The sequence below is a fragment of the Paraburkholderia sp. PGU19 genome (genome assembly GCF_013426915.1).
GTDB lineage: Bacteria > Pseudomonadota > Gammaproteobacteria > Burkholderiales > Burkholderiaceae > Paraburkholderia.
In genome coordinates, this window is the sequence record NZ_AP023179.1 from 753694 (window position 1) to 772055 (window position 18362).

Sequence of the window (18362 nt, forward strand, 5' to 3'; positions counted from 1 at the left end):
CGCCTACTTGCGCAGTTCGGCGACGAAGTCGTAGTAGTCGTTGCGGCAGTAGGTGTCGGTGAGTTCGATTGCGCGCTGGTCGGCCGTGTAGCCGACGCGCGTGATCAGCAGCAGCGCGTCGTTCGGCGCGATGCTCATCTGCTGTGCGATCTCGTCGCTCGCGTTGACCGCGCGAAAGTGCTGCAACGCGCGCACGATCGTCAGGCCGCGCTGTTCGAGATACGTGTACAGCGAATCGCCGATGGCCTGTGGGTCGGGAATGACGGAAGCGGGGAACGTCGAGTTTTCGACGGCCATCACGATGCCGTCCGCGAGACGCAGGCGGCGCAATCGCGTGACGGCAGCAGCGGGCGACAGCCCGAGCTGGATCACTTCATCGCGATTGGCGGGCACGATCTCGCGTGACAGCCATTGCGAGCTTGGCGTAAAGCCGCGCCGACGCAGCATTTCGCTGAAGCTCGACAGACGCGACAGCGGATCTTCATAGCGCGGCGTGATGAAACTGCCCGCGCCCTGCGAGCGGCGAATCAAGCCCTGTTCGACGAGCAACGCGATCGCCTTGCGTGCCGTGATGCGCGACACGCCGAGCGCATCCGACAGCACGCGCTCCGATGGCAGCGCTTCGCCTGCGTTCCAGCGGTTCTCGTGGATCGCACTGCCGAGCTTGCGGGCGAGCTGAAGATACAGCGGCGTATCGTTTTCCGGGTCCGGGCGCAAATCGCGCCAACGGTCTTCCGAGGCTGGGTTCATGTGACGGACGCAAGTAGGGCAAGCGGCAATTCTATGTCATCGGCGCCCCGCGTTATAGCGGGGTTTTGCCGGGACGCCGATGCGCGTCGCGACGAAGCGCTACACTCGTCGCGTTGGCCGCCGCGACGCGGCGCTTCTTCACGACATCATCTGCGAGGACGCAATCATGACGAAGGACATCGCCAGCGTGACGCTGCCCGACGGCGAACCCATTCCGAAACTCGGGCAGGGCACGTGGGAGATGGGCGAGCATCCGTCGCGCCGCAAGGCCGAAATCGAGGCGCTGCGCGGCGGTATCGAACTCGGCATGACGCTGATCGACACGGCGGAAATGTACGGCGAAGGCGCGACGGAATCGCTATTGGGCGAAGCGTTGCAGGGCCTGCGCGACGACGTGTTTCTGGTCAGCAAGGTCTACCCGCACAACGCTAGCAGGCGCGGCGTGCAACATGCATGCGAACAGTCGTTGAAGCGCTTGAAAACCGATCGTATCGATCTGTATCTGTTGCACTGGCGCGGCTCGGTGCCGCTCGAAGAGACGGTCGCGGGCTTCGAGGCGCTGCGCCGCGACGGCAAGATACGCCACTGGGGCGTCAGCAATTTCGACGTCGACGATATGGAAGAACTCGTCGGCGTGCCGCACGGCGATGCATGCGCGACGAACCAGATTCTCTACAACATCGCGCGACGTGGGCCGGAGTTCGATCTGCTGCCGTGGCTCGCGGGCCGCAAGATGCCCGCGATGGCATACAGCCCCGTCGATCATGCGCGCCTGCCCAAGCGCTCGCCGCTCGACGATATCGCCGACAGGCATGGCGTATCGGCGTTTCAGGTCGCGCTGGCGTGGGTGCTGCGGCAGCCCGATGTGTTCGCGATTCCCAAGTCAGGGCGCATCGAGCACGTGCGCGACAACCGCCGCGCACTTGACCTGCAGCTTTCCGCCGACGACCTCGCCGCTATCGATGCGCACTTTCGTCCGCCCCGCAGCAAGCGGCCGCTCGAGATGCTTTGAGCAGGCGGCGCTTGTGCGGTTGTATCGCTTGATCAGTCGCACGCGTGGTGCATGTGCACGGAGCCGAGCACGGCGACTTCGGCGGGTGTGCGCTTGAGCGAATCCGCGCTGACCTGGCTCGCGTCCTGCACGAATTCGTCGACGAGCGTCGAGACGGGCACGTCGCGCAGACACAATGACACGCGCTGCGTTTCCTTCGCCGCGAGCGACGTGCGCTGGCTGAGGAACAGCACGCCGTACTGGTAGCCGTGGATGATGCCGCGGATCGCGCCGACACATTGGCCGTGGGCGACGTTATCGGATTTCTGCTGGCAGGATTGCGCAAGCGACCATGCGGAGAAGGTGGGATCGACGGGAGGCGAGGCTTGGGTTTGCGCGGTGGTTTGCGTTGCGTTTTGCGCCGCATTTTGCGCATACGCCAGCGATGCGCCAGCGATCAGCGAAGCCAGCAGCAAGCCCGAAGCGATGCGTGCAACGGGGCGGGGGAAGTGTCGTTGCATGTAGAAGGCCTCATATCGAACGTTAAATAGATATGAGGCGAGCAGGGCGGTTTGGTTCCGATGCGTTGTTCCCGACTGCTTTGCCGGACCGCTCTTGTCGTTTCCGCTGTGAACCCAGCTTTGTGTCGGCTCGTGTTGCCGGAGCCTTCCCGGTAATACCGCCGACGGCGCTCCCGGCCCGGCGGTGACGTTCGACCTGGGGATCGGAACGTCACCGCCAATGCCGGCCAGGAAGCGTCTGCGCGTTGCGTGGTTGTCGTCGGATGGAGACGGCGCGGGGGCGCCGTCCGCTCGATCTCAGTGTCCGTTGCCGCCACCATGACCGCCGCTTGAGCCTGAGCCACCGCCGTACCCGCCACCTTTGCCGAAGCCGCCGGCGCCGAAACCACCGGCGCCGAAGCCACCGGCGCCGAAGCCACCGGCGCCGAAGCCACCGGCGCCGAAACCACCACCGAAGCCGCCGCCGAAGCCGCCACCAGGGCCACCGGCGCTGCCACCACCGCCACCACAGCCGCAGCCGCCACCACCGCCACCACCGCCACCACCGCCACCACCGCCACCACCGCCACCACCGCCACCACCGCCACCGCCACCGCCACCGCCACCGCCACCGCCACCACCACCACCACCACCACCACCACCACCACCACCATTCCCGCTACCACCACCAAACCCACCGCCGCTCGAATTGCCGCTCGGGCCCGCCGCACCCCCAAACCCGCCACCGCCGCTCGAAGCCGCGCCCGACGAACCCGAAGATCCAGCGCCAGCGGCACCCGCGCTCGCGCCGGCGCCGCTGCCGCGTCCGCCGTTGGGCGCGCAATTGCCGGCGTTGCCGATACAAGTCTTGAGGAGAAAAACTGACGCCGCATCGTCGGCTGCCGTGGTCGTGCCGGACTCCGCGCCCGTCGATGCCGTATCGTTCTGTGCAGGTTGCATCGCAGCCGACGCTCCGCTGGCAGGCAGCGGCGCATCGGCTGTGATGATCCACTTCGGAATCACATCGTCAGTGGATGCGGCCTGAACGAACTGGGCCGCCATGAAAGTCCCCGCGCCAACCACTAAGGTTGCCGTACCCCGTATGACATTGTAGTAGTACGTATCAATTGTTCTGGTCTTCATCGCACCTCTCCCGAGGAAACGACGACCCCCGCAAGCCGTCATTCCTTATTCACTGCTTGTCGCCTTGTCCCGTTTGTTCGTATTGCACGCGCTGAGCCGTTCAGCGGCGGGTGGAGCTTTCTCGCTCTTCAGCTTCGCAACGCGTGCCGTTTTCGACGGCACGTCGCGTGCGACGCTCCCTGCCTGCCATCCCGCTGCCTGCGGCTTCTGACGTGTGCCAGGCGCCTGTTGTCGTTGGCAGTCGGCGCCGGGCCGCGTGCGAGCCCCACATGGCCCGGCGGATGCGATGACGCATCATCCGTCCGACGCGGGATCGACTGTCCTTTCTGCGCGCCGTTGCGCCGTTCGTCGTGACGGCGCGAATTAGCGTTGCCGAGCACTTGTCGATCCCGACGCAACCCCGTGCGTGAGCGTCATTTAGCGATAAACATGCCATTGGGCGCGAACGCCCGTCGCGCGTGGCATTCGCGTGACGGCTCGGTTGCACGCGCATCGAAACGCACGAAAAACGTTTCGGACCTGAAACGCAGGCCTCGAATGACGCGGTTTTTCGTTTCAGCGCGCGACGAGGCGGCGCGGGGGCAGGGGATCAGTTGCGGCGTTGGAGCACGCGCAATTCGTCGACGGGAATATGGCAGCGGATGCGATGCGTGTCGCCGGCATCGACGTAAGGCGGGTCCTGCTGCTCGCAAATCGCACCCAGCTTGCGCGGACAGCGCGTATGAAACACGCAGCCGGACGGCGGTGCGGCAGGGCTCGGCAGTTCGCCGGCAAGGCGGATGCGCTGCGGTTTCGCGTCGGGAGAGGCTTCGCCGTCACGCTGATCGAGCGCGGGCACCGACGACAACAACGCTTCCGTATAAGGATGATGCGGACCGTCGAACACGGCCGACGCGGGCCCGATCTCCAGCAGGCGGCCGACGTACAGCACTGCGATGCGATCGGACAGGTAGCGCACGACATTCAGATCGTGCGAGATAAACACATAGCTCACGCTGCGATCGCGCTGCAGATCGGCGAGCAGATTGAGGATCGCGGCCTGCACGGACACGTCGAGCGCGGAAGTCGGCTCGTCGCACACGACAATGCGCGGATCGCCCGCGAACGCGCGCGCAATCGCGACGCGCTGCTTCAACCCGCCCGACAGTTGCCGTGTGCGCGAACTCAGATAACGGTCGGGCAGCCTGACAGCCTGTGCCAGCGACGCGAGCCTTTCCTCTCGCGCGTCGCCGTGCAGCGCGGACAGGCGCGACAACGCGCGCCCGATCAGCCGCCTGACCGAGTGCGCGCGATTGAGCGCCGAGTCGGGATTCTGGAACACGATCTGCAGCGACTTCACCTGTTCGTCGTTGCGGTTCGTGACGCGGGGCGGCAAAGGCGTGCCGTCGAGTTCGATCACGCTGCCCGCATCGGGCGATACGAGGCCGAGCAGCAACTTCGCGAGCGTCGTCTTGCCGCTGCCCGATTCGCCGACGAGACCAAGCGTCTCGCCCTTCGCGAGTTCGAGCGATACATCGTCGACGGCGCGCAGCGCCGCGCCCGCGACGTGGAATGTCTTTGAGACGCTTTCCGCGCGCAGCACGGGTGAGGCGCCGCGGGTTTCGTGCGCGTTTCCGGAAGCATCAGCGGGCGCATCAGCGGGCGTTGCGCGCGGCAGTTCCATGGCGCGCTCGTGGTAATGGCAACGCGACATCTGATCGCCATGCCGTGCACCTACACGATACGGCGGCGGCGCTTCGCGCCGGCAGCGGTCGTCGGCGAGACGGCAGCGCTCTGCATAGACGCAGCCCTGCGCGATGGAACCCGGCTGCGGCAGGCTGCCTGCAATCGTGTCGAGCCGGTCGGTGTCCTTGCTGCGGCCGACCGTCGGCAGACAGCGCAACAGGCCGACCGTGTACGGATGACGCGGCCGCGCGAACACGTCCTGCGTCGCGCCCTCTTCGACGAGCTTGCCCGCGTACAGCACGCCGACGCGCTCGCACATCCTGCCGATCACCGCCAGGTTGTGGCTGATGAACAGCACGGCCGTGTGAAACTCGTCGCGCAGTTGCGCGACGAGATCGAGCACTTCGGCTTCGACGGTGGCGTCGAGACCGGTGGTCGGTTCGTCGAGAATCAGCAACTCGGGTTCCGACGCGAGCGCCATTGCGATCACGACGCGCTGCTGCATGCCGCCCGACAATTGATGCGGATAACTGTCCATCACGCGCTCGGGCTCGGCGATGCGGACCTTGCGCAGCATGTCCGTAGTTTGCTTCAGCGCATCTTCATGCGTCGCGCCGGATGCCTCGAACGCTTCGGCCACCTGGCGCGCGATCGTCAGTGATGGGTTGAGTGCGCGCGACGGGTCCTGATACACCATCGATATTCTGTTCGCGCGCAGCTCGCGCAATGCGGCGGCGTCGAGCGAATGCACTTCCTTGCCGGCAATCGAAATGCGTCCTGCCTTTACGCGTCCATTGCGCGCCAGATAGCGCAGCGTCGCCATCGCGACCGTCGACTTGCCGCAGCCCGATTCGCCGACGAGCCCATACGATTCGCCGCGCCTGATGCGAAACGACACATCTTGCAGCACGTCGCGCTCCCGTCCGCGCGTGCGATACGCGACCGTCAGGCCGACGATCGTGAGCGCGTCGGACTGCTCGCTCTTCGACACATCGAAGGCGGGAAACGAGGCGGGCGGCGGAGGAGGAGATGGGCCGTTCATCCGTCGACGGCTCCTTGCACGGCGTCCGCAATCAGGTTCACGCCGACCACGAGCGACGCAATCGCAGCCGCGTCGAACACGACGGTCCACCATGCGCCGCCCGCCATCAGCGTGTACGACTCCGAGAGCGCGAGGCCCCAGTCGGCGGAAGGCGGCTGGATGCCGAAGCCGAGAAACGACAGCGTGGCGACCGCGAAGATCGCGTAGCCGAGACGCACCGTCGCTTCGACGATGATGGGCGGCAGCACGTTCGGCAGGATCTCCGCGAACATGATGTAGAACGCGTTCTCGCCGCGCAGTTGGGCCGCGGCGACGTAGTCGAGATGGCGTTCGGCGAACACGGCGGCGCGCACCGTACGAGCCGTGATGGGCGTGAACGTGATGCCGATTACGAGGATCACCGTGAGGTTCGAGGCACCCACGGCGGCCAGCGCGAGCAGCGCGACGATCACGAGCGGGAGCGCGAGCACGGCATCGATCGCGCGCCCGATCACGTTGTCGACCCAGCCGTCGAAGTAGCCGACCGTGAGGCCGAGTGCTGTACCCGCGAGCGTGCCGAGCAGCGTCGCGAGCGGCGCGATGGTCAGGATGTCGCGCGCGCCGACGATCACGCGCGACAGCACGTCGCGGCCCAGTTGATCGGTGCCGAACCAGTGGCCTGCCGCGGGCGGCGTGAGCGAGTTCAAGGGATCGGACGCGTAGGGATCGAGCGGCGCAACCCACGTTCCTGCAATCGCGCAGACGATCCACCACAGCAAGATCACCGCGCCGACGATGAAGGTCGGCGAGCGCAGCAGCATGCGCAGCGTGTCGTAGCGCGTGTCTCTCGCGCGAGGCGCCGCGGGCGCGGGCGCCGGTGTGTTCGACGAGGGCGGAGGTGAAGCCATCGTGCTCATTCGGCGCTCCTTACGCGCAAGCGCGGATTGAGCAGCACGTATAGCGCATCGGCGACGAGATTGGCGACCGTGTAGACCACGCCGATGGTCAGCACGCCGCCTTCGAGCATCGGGAAGTCTTTGGCTTTTGCTGCGTTGTAGATCAGCGAGCCGATGCCCTGATAGTGGAACAGCGTCTCCACGACGACCAGTCCGCCGATCATGTAGCCGAGCTGCGTCGCCGCGACGGTGATGGTCGGCAGCAAGGCGTTGCGCAGCACGTGCCGGCCGATCACGATATGCGGCGGCAATCCCTTGAGGATCGCGGTGCGTGTGTAGTCGGCGTCGAGCGCTTCAACCGTGCCCGCGCGCGCCATCCGTGCGATATAGCCGAAGAACACGAACACGAGCGGCAGGACGGGCAGCACGAGATGCTTCAGTTGCGTGAAGATGCCTGCGTCGGGCGGATACGTTGCGTCGATGGGCAGCCATTGCAGCCACACGCCGAACACGAGTATCAGCACGATCGACGACACGAACTCAGGCACGACGGTCGCCGACAGACCGACGATGCTGATCGTGCGGTCGAGCCAGTGTCCCGCGTGCATCGCCGCCCATACGCCGCCCGCGATGCCGAGCGGCACCACCACGATGAACGCCAGAAAACCGAGCTTCGCCGAGTTCGCCAGCGCACTGCCGACGAACGACGCAACCGGCTCGCGATAGGTGTACGACAAGCCCATGTCGCCTTGCACGAAGTGTGTGATCCACTGCGTGTATTGCGTCAGGAGAGGGCGGTCCGCGCCGAGCTGGTGATTGAGCGCGGCAACGGCGCGTGGATCGGCGAGCGGGCCGAGTATCGCGCGGCCGATATCGCCGGGCAGCAGCTGACCGCCCGCGAACACGATCACCGATAGCAGCCACAGCGTGATCAGCGACAGCCCGACCCGCGTGCCGATGAAGCTCAAGACGCGCATCGCGCTGCCGCGCGGGCTACGAGCGACGGAAGCGGAAACCGTGGTCGACATCGATATCCCTTGCTCGCAGCGTTGCGCGCAATCAGGCCGCGAGCGTCGCGCGATCGAAATACAGCTGCGCGATTGCCGTGAAGCGCACGCCGTTCAGCTGCTTGCGCGCGGCGATCAGCTGGTCGTAGAAGAACGGGAAGATCACGGGTGTCTCGTCGAGCAGCAGCGTCTGGATCTGCGCGGACACTTTTTTCTGCGCGGCGATATCGAGCGCGGCGACGTAATCGGCGACCAGCTTGTCGTACTGCGGGTTCTTGAAGTGCGCGGCGTTCCACGTGCCCGTGCTCGTCAACGGCGCGTTGAGGAATACGTTCGGCACGCCGCGGCTGCCGTAATCGGTGATGCCGAGCGGCGAATCGAGCCAGTCCGATTTACCCGGCGCACCCGAGCCGTAATACTGCGACTGGCTCTCGACCTTCAGATTGATGCGGATGCCCACAGCCTTCGCATAGTTCTGCGCGACGACGGCGAGATCGGGAATCTCCATGAACTTCTCGGTTGTGAGCGTCACGTCGAAACCGTTCGGCACGCCCGCCTGCGCGAGCAATTGCTTCGCCTTCGCGACATCGATCTTGCGCTGCGGCACGCCCGCATCCGAAGAAGGAAACACGGGTGCGAACGGACTGTCGTTGCCGACCTGCGCGCGGCCCTTGAAGAGACCCTTGACGATCACTTCGCGATCGAGCGATAGCGCGAGCGCCTGGCGCACGCGCTTGTCCTTGAACTGCGGGCTGTCGACGCGCATGTGAATCTGCCGGTGCGCGCTCGACTTCACGCCGACCACCTTGAACTCGGGGTTGTTGATCAGCCCCTGGCCGCCCTGCACGGTGAACGTGGGCATGACGTCGGCCTGATGGCCTTGCAGCGCGAGAATCTGCGCCTGCTGGTCCGCGTAGAAGGTGAACTGCACGCGCTGCGGCAGCGCCTTTTCGCCCCAATAGTCGGGATTGCGCACGAACGACACGCCCACCTTCGCCTGGTACTTCTCGAGCTTGAACGGTCCCGTGCCGATGAAGGTTTTTTCGTAGTTGCCCGCGTAGTTCGCGGGGAGAATCACCGCGTTGTAGTTGTCCGACGAAACGTAGTACGGGAAGTTGCCGTTGGGCGCGTCGAGATGGAATGCGACGGTGTGATCGTCGACGACCTTCGTGCCGCCCTTCGACAGCACGCCCTTCAATGTCGAGAGCGCAGCCGAGCCGGCGGCAGGATCGGCGAGGCGGTCGAAGGTCGCGGCGACGTCCTTCGCGGTGAAGGGTTGGCCGTCGTGGAACTTCACGTTCTCGCGCAGCTTGAAGGTCCACACGTCGCCTTTGTCGTTCGGCTTCCACGACAGCGCGAGCACGGGTTTGAGCGTCTGTTTTTCGCCGTCGTCGTCGATCAGGAATTCGCCCGTCTGATTGAGCAGGCAGAGGCTCGCGGAGTCGGTGACCGTCATCGGATCGACGGCGCCCGTGGGCGTCAGGTGCGCGACGCGGATCGTCGCGTTCGCGCCCGCCGCACCTTGCGCGCGGGCGCTGCGCGGTACCAGCAGCGCGCCGCCCGCAAGCGACATGCCGATCACGCTCGCATACCGCAGCAATTCGCGGCGCGTGAGGCGGCCGGCGAGAAATTCGTCGATGGCGTGATTGCCGTGGGCGTCGGCGCTGCGGCGCGCCGCTTCCAGGTCAATTGATTCTGCCGGGCGAGGCGCAAAACGCGGGTCCGCGGATTTCTTCATCGATGGTGGTCCGATCCGTTCTGTTGGGACGCCACGCGTGCTGTTGCGAGGCGCTGCGGTGGTAGTGCGACGATGATGCGGGTTCAGTGTAAGCGATTGACTCTGGATTGGGAGCATTCGCGGCCACGCGCGGTTCCCTTCATACGATTCCCGGCGGCAGTTGTGTCGTGCGCACAACGGCGCGGCGCATCGCCGCAACGGGCGGCGCGCTGGGGCGACCGTTCCGGCGCTTAGGCGGCGCTCTGTTCGTGGCGGTGTTATCGGCCGAGCGGCGCGGGCTTGCGCCAGCGATGAAACAGGATCGAGCCGATCCAGCACAGCATGAAGAGGCTCACGATGCCGTAGCCCAGCATGCCGAAGCGTTCGTTGACGGCTGCCACCGCGTCCCACGCGCCGCCGCTGAGTCCGAGCTTGTCCGATAGCAAGCCGAGTGCCTCGATGCCGCCGATCGCGATCGCGACCACGGCGGACACGAACGTGATGCTCGCGTTGTAGTAGAGCTTGCGCTTCGGGTCGTCCATGGCCCAGCTGTAAGCGTGGACCATCAGCACGTTATCGGTCGAATCGACGAGCGTCATGCCCGCCGTGAAGAGCGCAGGAAACACGAGGATCGAGTAGAGCGGCAGGCCTTTGCCCGCTTCGGCGGCGGCGATGGCGAGCAGGCCGATTTCCGTCGCCGTGTCGAAGCCGAGGCCGAACAGCACGCCGACGGGGTACATGTGCCAGCTTTTCGTGACGAGCCGGAAGAGGGGCTTCAGCGCCCGCGACAGCAGACCGGCGGGCGCGCCACGTGCGGCGTCCTCGTGCGTCAGTTCTCCGCCTTGCTGCACGTGTCGGTATCGACGCCACACATCGCGCAGGATCACGAGGTTGACGCCGGCCAGCACCAGCAGAAACACCGACGATACCAACGTGCCGATCGTGCCACCCACGGCATGAAAGGCCTCGAAGCGCCCGTGCAGCGACAGCGCCGTCAACGCGATGCCGATGGTGGCGGCAACCACGATGGTCGAATGTCCGAGCGAGAACGCCAGTCCGACGCCGAGCGGCCGCTTGCCTTCCTGCATCAGCTTGCGCGTGACGGTGTCGATTGCGGCGATGTGGTCGGCGTCGACGGCATGCCGCAGGCCGAAGCCGTAGGCGAGCAACGCGGTGCCGAGCAGCAGCGGATAGTCGCGAAACGCGATCAGCGCCCACGCCCACGCCGCGAGATTGGCGGGATCAGGCCGGCATACAGTGTGACGAGGCGGGGGCGCAGCGAAGGGGGCGGCGTCATACGGGCGTTGGACCTGGTTTGCGATTGGTCAATGATCGTGTGGGTGCTTGTGGATCGGGTCGACCCAGTAGACGGTTTCGGGTTGCTCGACGGCGTCGATGTTCAGGTTGACGACGACGGCTTCGTTGTCGCTGCGGACGAGCACGCATTCGAGGGGATCGTCGGTGCTGGCGTTGATTTCCTGATGTGGCACATACGGCGGCACGAAGATGAAGTCGCCGGGGCCCGCTTCGGCAGTGAATTCCAGATGCTCGCCCCAGCGCATGCGGGCATGGCCGCGCACGACGTAGATCACGCTTTCTAGTGCGCCATGGTGATGCGCGCCTGTCTTTGCGTTCGGGTGGATTGTGACGGTGCCCGCCCATAGCTTCTGCGCGCCGGCGCGCGCGGCGTTGATTGCGGCGGCGCGGTTCATGCCGGGGGTTTGTGGTGTGTTCGTGTCGAGCTGGTCGCCCTTGATGACTTTGACGCCGTGTTCGCGCCAGTCAATCTGGGGTTGGGGGGGCTGCTCGTGATCGTGGGTCATGTCTTGTCTCCTTGCCGGGCGACTTGATTGGGTATTCTGGCATGGACAAAAGTTTGAGGGTGGTTTGGGGTTGGGGTTGGGTTTGGGGTTGTCTGCGACGCTGGGTGGTTCGCTTGTGTTTGCGCTGGCATCCGCGGTTTGGCTTCGTGGCGCGGCCGGGTTGCTTTGCTTGTGTTTTCGCTGGCATCCGCGATTCGTTAGCGTGCTTCAGGCGTCGCCCCTGTGCGGGGCGGCACCTACTTTTCTTTGCCGCCGCGTAACTATTCAGCGCTTGTAAACTGCTACCAGGCTGTGCATAGTGAGGGACATGACGAAGATGCCCGACCTCAAGGACCTGACACCGGAGCAGAAGGACGCACTCATCGTTGATCTGGTGAGGCGTCTGAACGAGCTCGAGGCAAAGCTTGAGAAGGACAGTCATAACTCCAGCAAGCCGCCGTCAAGCGATGGTCCAAGGCGCAAGCCGAAGTCATTGCGCGGCACGAGCGGGGCCAGGCCTGGCGCGCAACCGGGGCACAAGGGCAAGACGCTCAAACGCGTCGCGCAACCCGATCACATCGAGATTCACCCGGTGGCGCTGGTGTGCGATGCATGTGGCCAACGCATCGCAGCAGCCCGCGTGGCCGTGTTGCCCGAAGGCCGTCAGGTGATCGATTTGCCACCCACGCGCTTTGAGGTGACCGAGCATCGCGTGCAGATCGCGCAGTGCCGCTGCGGCAAGCATCACTCGGGCGCATTTCCCAAGGGCGTGAGCCAGGCGGTTCAGTACGGCCCCCAGATTCGCGCCGCAGCCGTCTATCTGACGCAATACCAGCAGTTGCCGGTTGCGCGCACCGCCCAGGCGCTGAAGGACCTGTTTGGTCTGCATGTGGTTACGGGAACCGTCCAGCACAGCATTGATCAGGCCGCGCAGTTACTGGTGCCAGCCGTTGAGCAGATCCGGCAGGCGCTACGCGGGCAACCCGTGGTGCATTTCGATGAGAGCTGCATGCGCGTGGGGCGCGAGTCCCGCTGGCTGCATGTCGCCTCGACGCACGCGTTGAGCTGGTATGGCGCGCACCGCAAGCGCGGCAGCGAGGCGCTGGACAGCTTCGGCATTCTTCCCGGCTTTAGGGGAGTCGCGGTCCATGACGGCTGGCGGCCGTATGCCGGCTATGAGTGTGAGCATGCGCTGTGCAATGCTCATCATCTGCGCGAACTGGCGTTTGTCCTGGAGTCCACGCAGCAACGCTGGGCCCAGCAGATGATTGACCTGCTTTGCCAGGCAAAGCGCGAGGTCGACCTCAGTCAGGCTGCAGGAAACACCTCGCTGAGTCAGGCGCGCCAACGCTATTACACACGGCGCAGCCGCGCCCTGATCGCCCAGGCACGCAAGCTCAATCCGCAGCAGGCACGTGAGTCCGGGCGCCGGGAACGCCGCGGCAGGATCAGGCAAAGCTTTACCTGCAACCTGCTCACACGGCTTCACAAGTATGCCGATGAGGTGTGGCGTTTCATTGCCGATCACCGCGTACCGTTCGACAACAACCAGGCCGAACGCGATATCCGCATGCCCAAACTCAAACAGAAGATCTCCGGGTGCTTCCGCTCGGAATCGGGTATGGAGGCGTTCTGCACGATCCGCTCCTACCTTGCCACCTTACGCAAGCAGAGCCGTTCGCTGATCGACGCGCTCGCCCTGGCCTTTACAGGAGTCGTCGTTTCGCCTCTGGTTACCGCTGAATAGTTACGCCGCCGCAAAGAAAAGTAGGCAAAAGAAAGCGGCTAACACCGCCAACATTTCTTCATGCCTGAGGGCCCCCAACGGGTCTTACGCGTCACACGGCAACGTATCTGTTCGCCTGCGTTGCCAACGCGCTGAATGAGCGCCTCACCCGCGTCGATTACCCGTACATAGGCTAACGGCAGCGAATGGTTTGTGCCGCCCAGGTGGCAAACTGTGTGTAGGTTGTCGCGTCGTATAAGGGTAGCGCTCTTACAAAGTGGGACGCGTGCGCTATCGGTCCGAAGTGAGGCGTGCGAGGCACTACGGCCTACACACAGTTTGCCACCTGGGCGGCAGAGGACTGTCCGGCGCGGCATGTGGCGACGCGGGCGCGTGAAGCGGGTGAGGCGCACCGCAAGAGCGTTGGCAACGAACATGGGTCACGTGATTGCCGTGTGAAGCGTAGGAACCTCTGGGGGCCCTCAGGCAAGAACTAGAACTGGCGGTGTTAGCCGCTTTCTTTTGCCTCTACTTTTCTTTGCGGCGGCAGAGAAAAGTAGGTGCCGCCCCGCACAGGGGCGACGCGTGAAGCAGGCTAACGCATCGCGGATGCCAGCGCAAACACAAGCAAACCAACCCGGCCACGCCACGAAGCCAACCCGCGGACGCCAGCGCAAACACAAGCAGCCCACCCAGCGCCGCAAACAGCAAAAAAAAAGGCCCATCCCCACAGGAACAGGCCTTCGCCCCAAGCAAACCAAACCGGCCTACTTGGACTTCGAATTAATAATGGCCTCCGACACATTATTCGGTGTCTCAGCGTAATGCTTGAACTCCATCGTATAGGTAGCACGCCCTTGCGTAAGCGACCGCAACGACGTCGAATACCCAAACATCTCTGAAAGCGGCACCTCAGCCCGCACGAGCTTACCCCCACCGCCGGCAATATCCTCCATGCCCTGCACGATGCCGCGCCGGCCAGAAAGATCGCCCATCACGTTACCCATGAAGTCCTCAGGCGTCTCCACTTCAACAGCCATCATCGGCTCAAGAAGCACAGGCTTAGCCTTGCGCATCGCATCCTTGAACGCCATCGAACCAGCCATGCGGAACGCGTTTTCATTCGAGTCGACGTCATGGTACGAACCAAAGGTCAGCGTCACCTTCACATCCACAACGGGATAACCCGCCAGTACGCCAGCCTTGAGCGTTTCCTGAATCCCCTTGTCGACAGCCGGAATGAATTCGCGCGGAATCACGCCGCCCTTGATCGCATCGACGAACTCATAGCCCTTGCCCGGATCAGGCTCGAGCGTGATGACGGCATGACCATACTGCCCGCGTCCGCCCGACTGCTTGACGAACTTGCCTTCCACACCTTCAACCTTGCTGCGCACCGTCTCACGATACGCGACCTGCGGCTTGCCGACCGTCGCCTCGACGCCGAACTCGCGCTTCATCCGGTCGACGAGAATTTCCAGGTGCAATTCGCCCATGCCCGAAATAATCGTCTGTCCGGACTCTTCGTCCGTTTGCACGCGGAACGACGGGTCTTCCTGCGCGAGACGGTTCAGCGCAATGCCCATCTTTTCCTGGTCGACCTTCGTCTTCGGCTCGACGGCCTGCGAGATCACCGGCTCTGGGAAGATCATCCGTTCGAGAATGATGATGTTGTTCGGGTCGCACAGCGTGTCGCCCGTCGTCGCTTCCTTCAGACCGACAGCCGCCGCGATGTCGCCCGCGCGCACTTCCTTGATTTCCTTGCGCTCGTTCGCGTGCATCTGAAGAATACGACCGAGGCGTTCCTTCTTTTCCTTCACCGGGTTGTAGACAGTGTCGCCCGAATTCACTACGCCCGAATACACGCGGAAGAAGATCAACTGACCGACGAACGGGTCCGTCATGATCTTGAACGCGAGCGCGGAGAACGGCTCGTCGTCGCTCGGATGACGCTCCGCTTCCTTGTCGTCTTCCGTGTGGCCGAGAATCGCGGGCACGTCGACAGGCGAGGGCAGATAGTCGATCACGGCATCGAGCATCGCCTGCACGCCCTTGTTCTTGAACGCGCTGCCGCACAGCATCGGCACGATCTCGTTGGCGATCGTGCGTTTGCGCAAGCCGGCCTTGATCTCGTCTTCCGTCAGGCTCTCGTGATCGGTCAGGTACTTTTCGAGCAGCTCTTCGCTCGACTCCGCCGCCGCCTCGACCATCTTTTCACGCCACTCATGCGCGAGGTCCTTGAGGTTGTCGGGGATCTCTTCGTACGTGAACTTGATGCCCTGGCTCTCGTCGTCCCAGACGATCGCCTTCATCTTGACCAGATCGACGACGCCCTGGAAATGCTCTTCCGCGCCGATGGGAATCTGGATCGGCACCGCGACGCCCTTCAGGCGCTCGCCGATCTGACGCTGCACGCGGAAGAAGTCGGCGCCCACGCGGTCCATCTTGTTGACGAACGCAATGCGCGGCACCTTGTACTTGTTCGCCTGGCGCCACACGGTTTCAGACTGCGGCTGCACGCCGCCAACCGAGTCGTACACCATGCACGCGCCGTCGAGCACGCGCATCGAGCGTTCGACTTCGATCGTGAAGTCGACGTGGCCCGGCGTGTCGATGATGTTGATCCGATGCTCCGGATAATTGCCCGCCATGCCTTTCCAGAAGGCTGTCGTGGCCGCCGAGGTAATCGTGATGCCGCGCTCCTGCTCCTGTTCCATCCAGTCCATCGTCGCCGCGCCGTCGTGAACCTCGCCGATCTTGTGAGTCACGCCAGTGTAGAAAAGAATGCGTTCGGTGGTGGTGGTCTTGCCGGCATCGATGTGAGCACTGATACCGATGTTCCGGTATCGCTCGATAGGAGTCTTGCGGGGCACGTGAACCTCCATGTGTTGGCGCGCCGGTGGCTGGCGCCGGGCCTTCTGCTGGCATTTGCTGCGCGGCCCGGACGATCTCGGTGCTGCTGGTGAGACTATAAGAATAGCGTGTCGCCCCGGCTTTTGCAGGAATCCTGCCAGAAGCCGCCGGAGCTGGCGCCCGCCATACATTGCGTCGCGGCGGATAAAAAACAAGCCGGCGCGCCTTGCGGCTGCGCCGGCTTCCGTCCGGTTCGTGTGCAGGGGAGGGTTCGCTTATTGCGGCGCCGGCAGCCCTTGCATCTTCATACCGGGCTTGATGCCCTTCGACGTGAACCACCCCTTGCTCATCTCCAGCGCGTAGACGCCGTTGTTCTTCGGGCAATGGTTGTTGGTGGTTTCGGCCTGCATTTCGTCGATGTCGGTGATCGTGCCGTCCGCGCGCATGAATGCGATCGACAGCGGGATCAGCGTGTTCTTCATCCAGAAGCAATGCACGGCGTTCTCGCCGAATACGAACAGCATGCCTTCGTTCGGTGCGAGTTGCGTGCGGTACATCAAACCTTGCTCGCGGTCCGCATCGTTCGCGGCGACGGCGGCGTCGATGACGAACATGCCTGCCGTGAGCTTGGTGCGTGGAAAGTCGCCGGGTTGTTTTGCGCCCTGGGGCATCTGCTGCGCATACGCATCTTGCGCGGACATCGCCGTCAGCGACACGGCCGACAATGCGGCAACAGGCAATGCAACTGCAATCGCGAAGCGCGCGATCAACGAGCGCAATGAAAATCGCACGACATAGCTCCTTGCTGAATATGATCCGCGCATGTTACGCGAGCGCGTCAAAAACAAAAAGGCAGAGGGCCTTGTGGCCATCTGCCTTTCAACGCCGTAAGAACGGCAAAACTGCTTGATTCTTGACTGCGTTATTGCAACAAACTTATTCCGAAGCTGCCGAAGCTGCTGCCGGAGCTGCTGCCTTCTTGTGCGACTTCTTGTGCGAAACCTTCTTCGTTGCCTTGTGCGACGAAGCTGCTGCTGCCGGAGCTGCCGAAGCTGCTTCCGGTGCCGAAGCTTGTGCGAATGCTGCCGTTGCGAAGAGGCCAGCGACCAGAGCGGCGATCAGTTTGTTCATTTTGCAAATCCTCAGCTTTAGTTAATTAACCCAATGACCCGATCAGGTTGAGTCATGTCGTTAAACGTGCCGTCCACCTTTCGGTTGACATCCGCATCGAAGAAATTTTTCTTTGCGGCTGCGAGCGTTCAGACACCTTCATGCAGCTCGTTGGAGCGGCGTGCACAAAGGCTCTTGAGGCTGAATGCCGGACAGCTTTATCGGCATCTGCGTCGAGTAACGCATGAACGCGCGACGCGGTTGACGAAAATTTTCAGGAATTTTTGTGAGTGTGATAACGCCTCGCAGATTGGTACTTTTTAACGCTTTTCGCGCGCATTTTTCAAATGACGCAATCGAATAAAAAACGCATGTCGATACAACGGCTTAGCGGAATATCGACCGGTTTTTCGTGGGCGTATTGACGACTATGCGAAGCCTTCCCAGGGCGCGCGCGACGGAAGTTCGATGCTCTCGCCTGGCTGCAGTCCAAGCAAAAAAATATCGAGCGCGCCGACGCCGACCCGCACGAGACGCAACGTCGGATAGCCAACGGCCGCCGTCATGCGGCGCACCTGGCGATTTTTGCCTTCGGTGATCGACAGTTCGATCCATGTGGTGGGAATCGCCGCGCGGTATCGAATGGGCGGCGTGCGGGCCCATAGCGCTTCGCCGGGTTCGACGAATTCCGCGCGGCAGGGGCGCGTCACATAGTCGCCGAGATCGACGCCGCGCGCGAGCGCCTTCAGATCGCCGTCTGTCGGCGCGCCTTCCACTTGCGCCCAATATCGCTTCACGAGCTTGTGCCGAGGCTCGGCGATGCGCGCCTGCAGCGCGCCGTCGTCGGTGAGCAGCAGCAGACCTTCGCTATCGGAGTCGAGTCGCCCTGCGGGATAGATGCCGGGCATCTTTACCCAATCGGCCAGCGACGCACGCGTTTCGTGCGCCGAAAACTGGCAGATCGTGCCGAACGGTTTGTTGAGAGCGAGCAGAGTCATGCGTGAACGAGGCGAAGGGCGAATGCGTCAACCGCGCGATCGCAGCCATGGCGTCGAAGCGCGCTGCGAATCTCGACGGCTGTGTCGGGTAGCGAATGGCGAGATCTTAATGCATAATGCGCTGATACAAGTCTTATGTCTTATATAAGACATAAGACAGTGCGATCTTTCTCATGCAGTCCC

At 63.5% G+C, this 18362-nt stretch carries 14 protein-coding genes and 1 pseudogene; 2 read left to right on the top strand and 13 right to left on the bottom strand.

Annotated features, from left to right (window positions below; genetic code table 11):
* Positions 1-3: 3 nt before the first annotated feature.
* Entirely contained in the window at positions 4-750 is a 747-nt protein-coding gene (locus H1204_RS03415) for a GntR family transcriptional regulator (protein WP_035986207.1), read from the bottom strand.
* A 166-nt stretch (positions 751-916) separates the two neighbouring features.
* On the opposite strand from H1204_RS03415, the gene H1204_RS03420 reads away from it, so the two are divergent.
* Complete coding sequence (locus H1204_RS03420) at positions 917-1762, top strand: aldo/keto reductase (protein WP_180729827.1); 846 nt, start codon at positions 917-919, stop codon at positions 1760-1762.
* A gap of 32 nt (positions 1763-1794) precedes the next feature.
* On the opposite strand, the gene H1204_RS03425 is transcribed toward H1204_RS03420, so the two are convergent.
* From H1204_RS03425 to H1204_RS03460, 8 genes and pseudogenes are all read right to left on the bottom strand, one after another.
* Positions 1795-2262 (bottom strand): hypothetical protein, encoded by a 468-nt coding sequence (locus H1204_RS03425; protein WP_180729828.1) that lies wholly within the window; start codon positions 2260-2262, stop codon positions 1795-1797.
* Between the two features lie 297 nt (positions 2263-2559).
* Positions 2560-3384, bottom strand: a complete 825-nt coding sequence (locus H1204_RS03430; protein ID WP_243468549.1) for a hypothetical protein — start codon at positions 3382-3384, stop codon at positions 2560-2562.
* A 589-nt stretch (positions 3385-3973) separates the two neighbouring features.
* On the bottom strand, positions 3974-6091 hold the full coding sequence (locus H1204_RS03435) for an ABC transporter ATP-binding protein (protein ID WP_180729830.1): 2118 nt from the start codon (positions 6089-6091) through the stop codon (positions 3974-3976).
* Positions 6088-6987: an ABC transporter permease gene (locus H1204_RS03440; protein ID WP_180729831.1), complete on the bottom strand. Its 900-nt coding sequence runs from the start codon at positions 6985-6987 to the stop codon at positions 6088-6090. The genes H1204_RS03435 and H1204_RS03440 overlap by 4 nt, the downstream gene beginning before the upstream one ends.
* The gene (locus H1204_RS03445) at positions 6984-7994 is read right to left on the bottom strand and encodes an ABC transporter permease (protein WP_180729832.1); all 1011 of its coding nucleotides are present in this window, start codon (positions 7992-7994) and stop codon (positions 6984-6986) included. Before H1204_RS03445 ends, H1204_RS03440 begins: the two co-directional genes overlap by 4 nt.
* Positions 7995-8025: 31 nt before the next feature.
* Positions 8026-9711, bottom strand: a complete 1686-nt coding sequence (locus tag H1204_RS03450) for an ABC transporter substrate-binding protein (protein WP_180729833.1) — start codon at positions 9709-9711, stop codon at positions 8026-8028.
* 257 nt (positions 9712-9968) lie between these two features.
* Positions 9969-10987: pseudogene (locus tag H1204_RS03455) on the bottom strand (HoxN/HupN/NixA family nickel/cobalt transporter).
* A 28-nt stretch (positions 10988-11015) separates the two neighbouring features.
* Positions 11016-11513, bottom strand: a complete 498-nt coding sequence (locus H1204_RS03460) for a cupin domain-containing protein (protein ID WP_180729834.1) — start codon at positions 11511-11513, stop codon at positions 11016-11018.
* 307 nt (positions 11514-11820) lie between these two features.
* Between H1204_RS03460 and H1204_RS03465 the strand changes: the two genes are divergently transcribed.
* A complete protein-coding gene (locus tag H1204_RS03465; protein WP_180729835.1) occupies positions 11821-13239 on the top strand; it encodes an IS66 family transposase in 1419 nt (472 codons plus the stop codon).
* Between the two features lie 746 nt (positions 13240-13985).
* Here H1204_RS03465 and fusA read toward each other — a convergent pair.
* The 4 genes from fusA to H1204_RS03485 all read right to left on the bottom strand — a co-directional run bounded on the left by fusA (position 13986) and on the right by H1204_RS03485 (position 18179).
* Positions 13986-16091 (bottom strand): elongation factor G, encoded by a 2106-nt coding sequence (fusA, locus tag H1204_RS03470; RefSeq protein ID WP_180729836.1) that lies wholly within the window; start codon positions 16089-16091, stop codon positions 13986-13988.
* Positions 16092-16346: 255 nt separating this feature from the next.
* Complete coding sequence (locus tag H1204_RS03475; RefSeq protein WP_180729837.1) at positions 16347-16862, bottom strand: DUF192 domain-containing protein; 516 nt, start codon at positions 16860-16862, stop codon at positions 16347-16349.
* A gap of 145 nt (positions 16863-17007) precedes the next feature.
* Positions 17008-17202 (bottom strand): hypothetical protein, encoded by a 195-nt coding sequence (locus tag H1204_RS03480; RefSeq protein WP_042310425.1) that lies wholly within the window; start codon positions 17200-17202, stop codon positions 17008-17010.
* Positions 17203-17609: 407 nt separating this feature from the next.
* On the bottom strand, positions 17610-18179 hold the full coding sequence (locus H1204_RS03485) for a pseudouridine synthase (protein ID WP_180729838.1): 570 nt from the start codon (positions 18177-18179) through the stop codon (positions 17610-17612).
* Between the last annotated feature and the right edge of the window lie 183 nt (positions 18180-18362).

Excerpts from the sequence above, each read along its gene's own strand:
- H1204_RS03480 (WP_042310425.1), bottom strand. The coding sequence starts at position 17,202 with ATGAACAAACTGATCGCCGCTCTGGTCGCTGGCCTCTTCGCAACGGCA.
- H1204_RS03425 (WP_180729828.1), bottom strand. The coding sequence starts at position 2,262 with ATGCAACGACACTTCCCCCGCCCCGTTGCACGCATCGCTTCGGGCTTG.
- H1204_RS03465 (WP_180729835.1), top strand. The coding sequence starts at position 11,821 with ATGACGAAGATGCCCGACCTCAAGGACCTGACACCGGAGCAGAAGGAC.
- H1204_RS03440 (WP_180729831.1), bottom strand. The coding sequence starts at position 6,987 with ATGAGCACGATGGCTTCACCTCCGCCCTCGTCGAACACACCGGCGCCC.
- H1204_RS03430 (WP_243468549.1), bottom strand. The coding sequence starts at position 3,384 with ATGAAGACCAGAACAATTGATACGTACTACTACAATGTCATACGGGGT.
- H1204_RS03460 (WP_180729834.1), bottom strand. The coding sequence starts at position 11,513 with ATGACCCACGATCACGAGCAGCCCCCCCAACCCCAGATTGACTGGCGC.
- H1204_RS03435 (WP_180729830.1), bottom strand. The coding sequence starts at position 6,091 with ATGAACGGCCCATCTCCTCCTCCGCCGCCCGCCTCGTTTCCCGCCTTC.
- H1204_RS03445 (WP_180729832.1), bottom strand. The coding sequence starts at position 7,994 with ATGTCGACCACGGTTTCCGCTTCCGTCGCTCGTAGCCCGCGCGGCAGC.
- H1204_RS03420 (WP_180729827.1), top strand. The coding sequence starts at position 917 with ATGACGAAGGACATCGCCAGCGTGACGCTGCCCGACGGCGAACCCATT.
- H1204_RS03415 (WP_035986207.1), bottom strand. The coding sequence starts at position 750 with ATGAACCCAGCCTCGGAAGACCGTTGGCGCGATTTGCGCCCGGACCCG.
- H1204_RS03485 (WP_180729838.1), bottom strand. The coding sequence starts at position 18,179 with ATGACTCTGCTCGCTCTCAACAAACCGTTCGGCACGATCTGCCAGTTT.
- H1204_RS03450 (WP_180729833.1), bottom strand. The coding sequence starts at position 9,711 with ATGAAGAAATCCGCGGACCCGCGTTTTGCGCCTCGCCCGGCAGAATCA.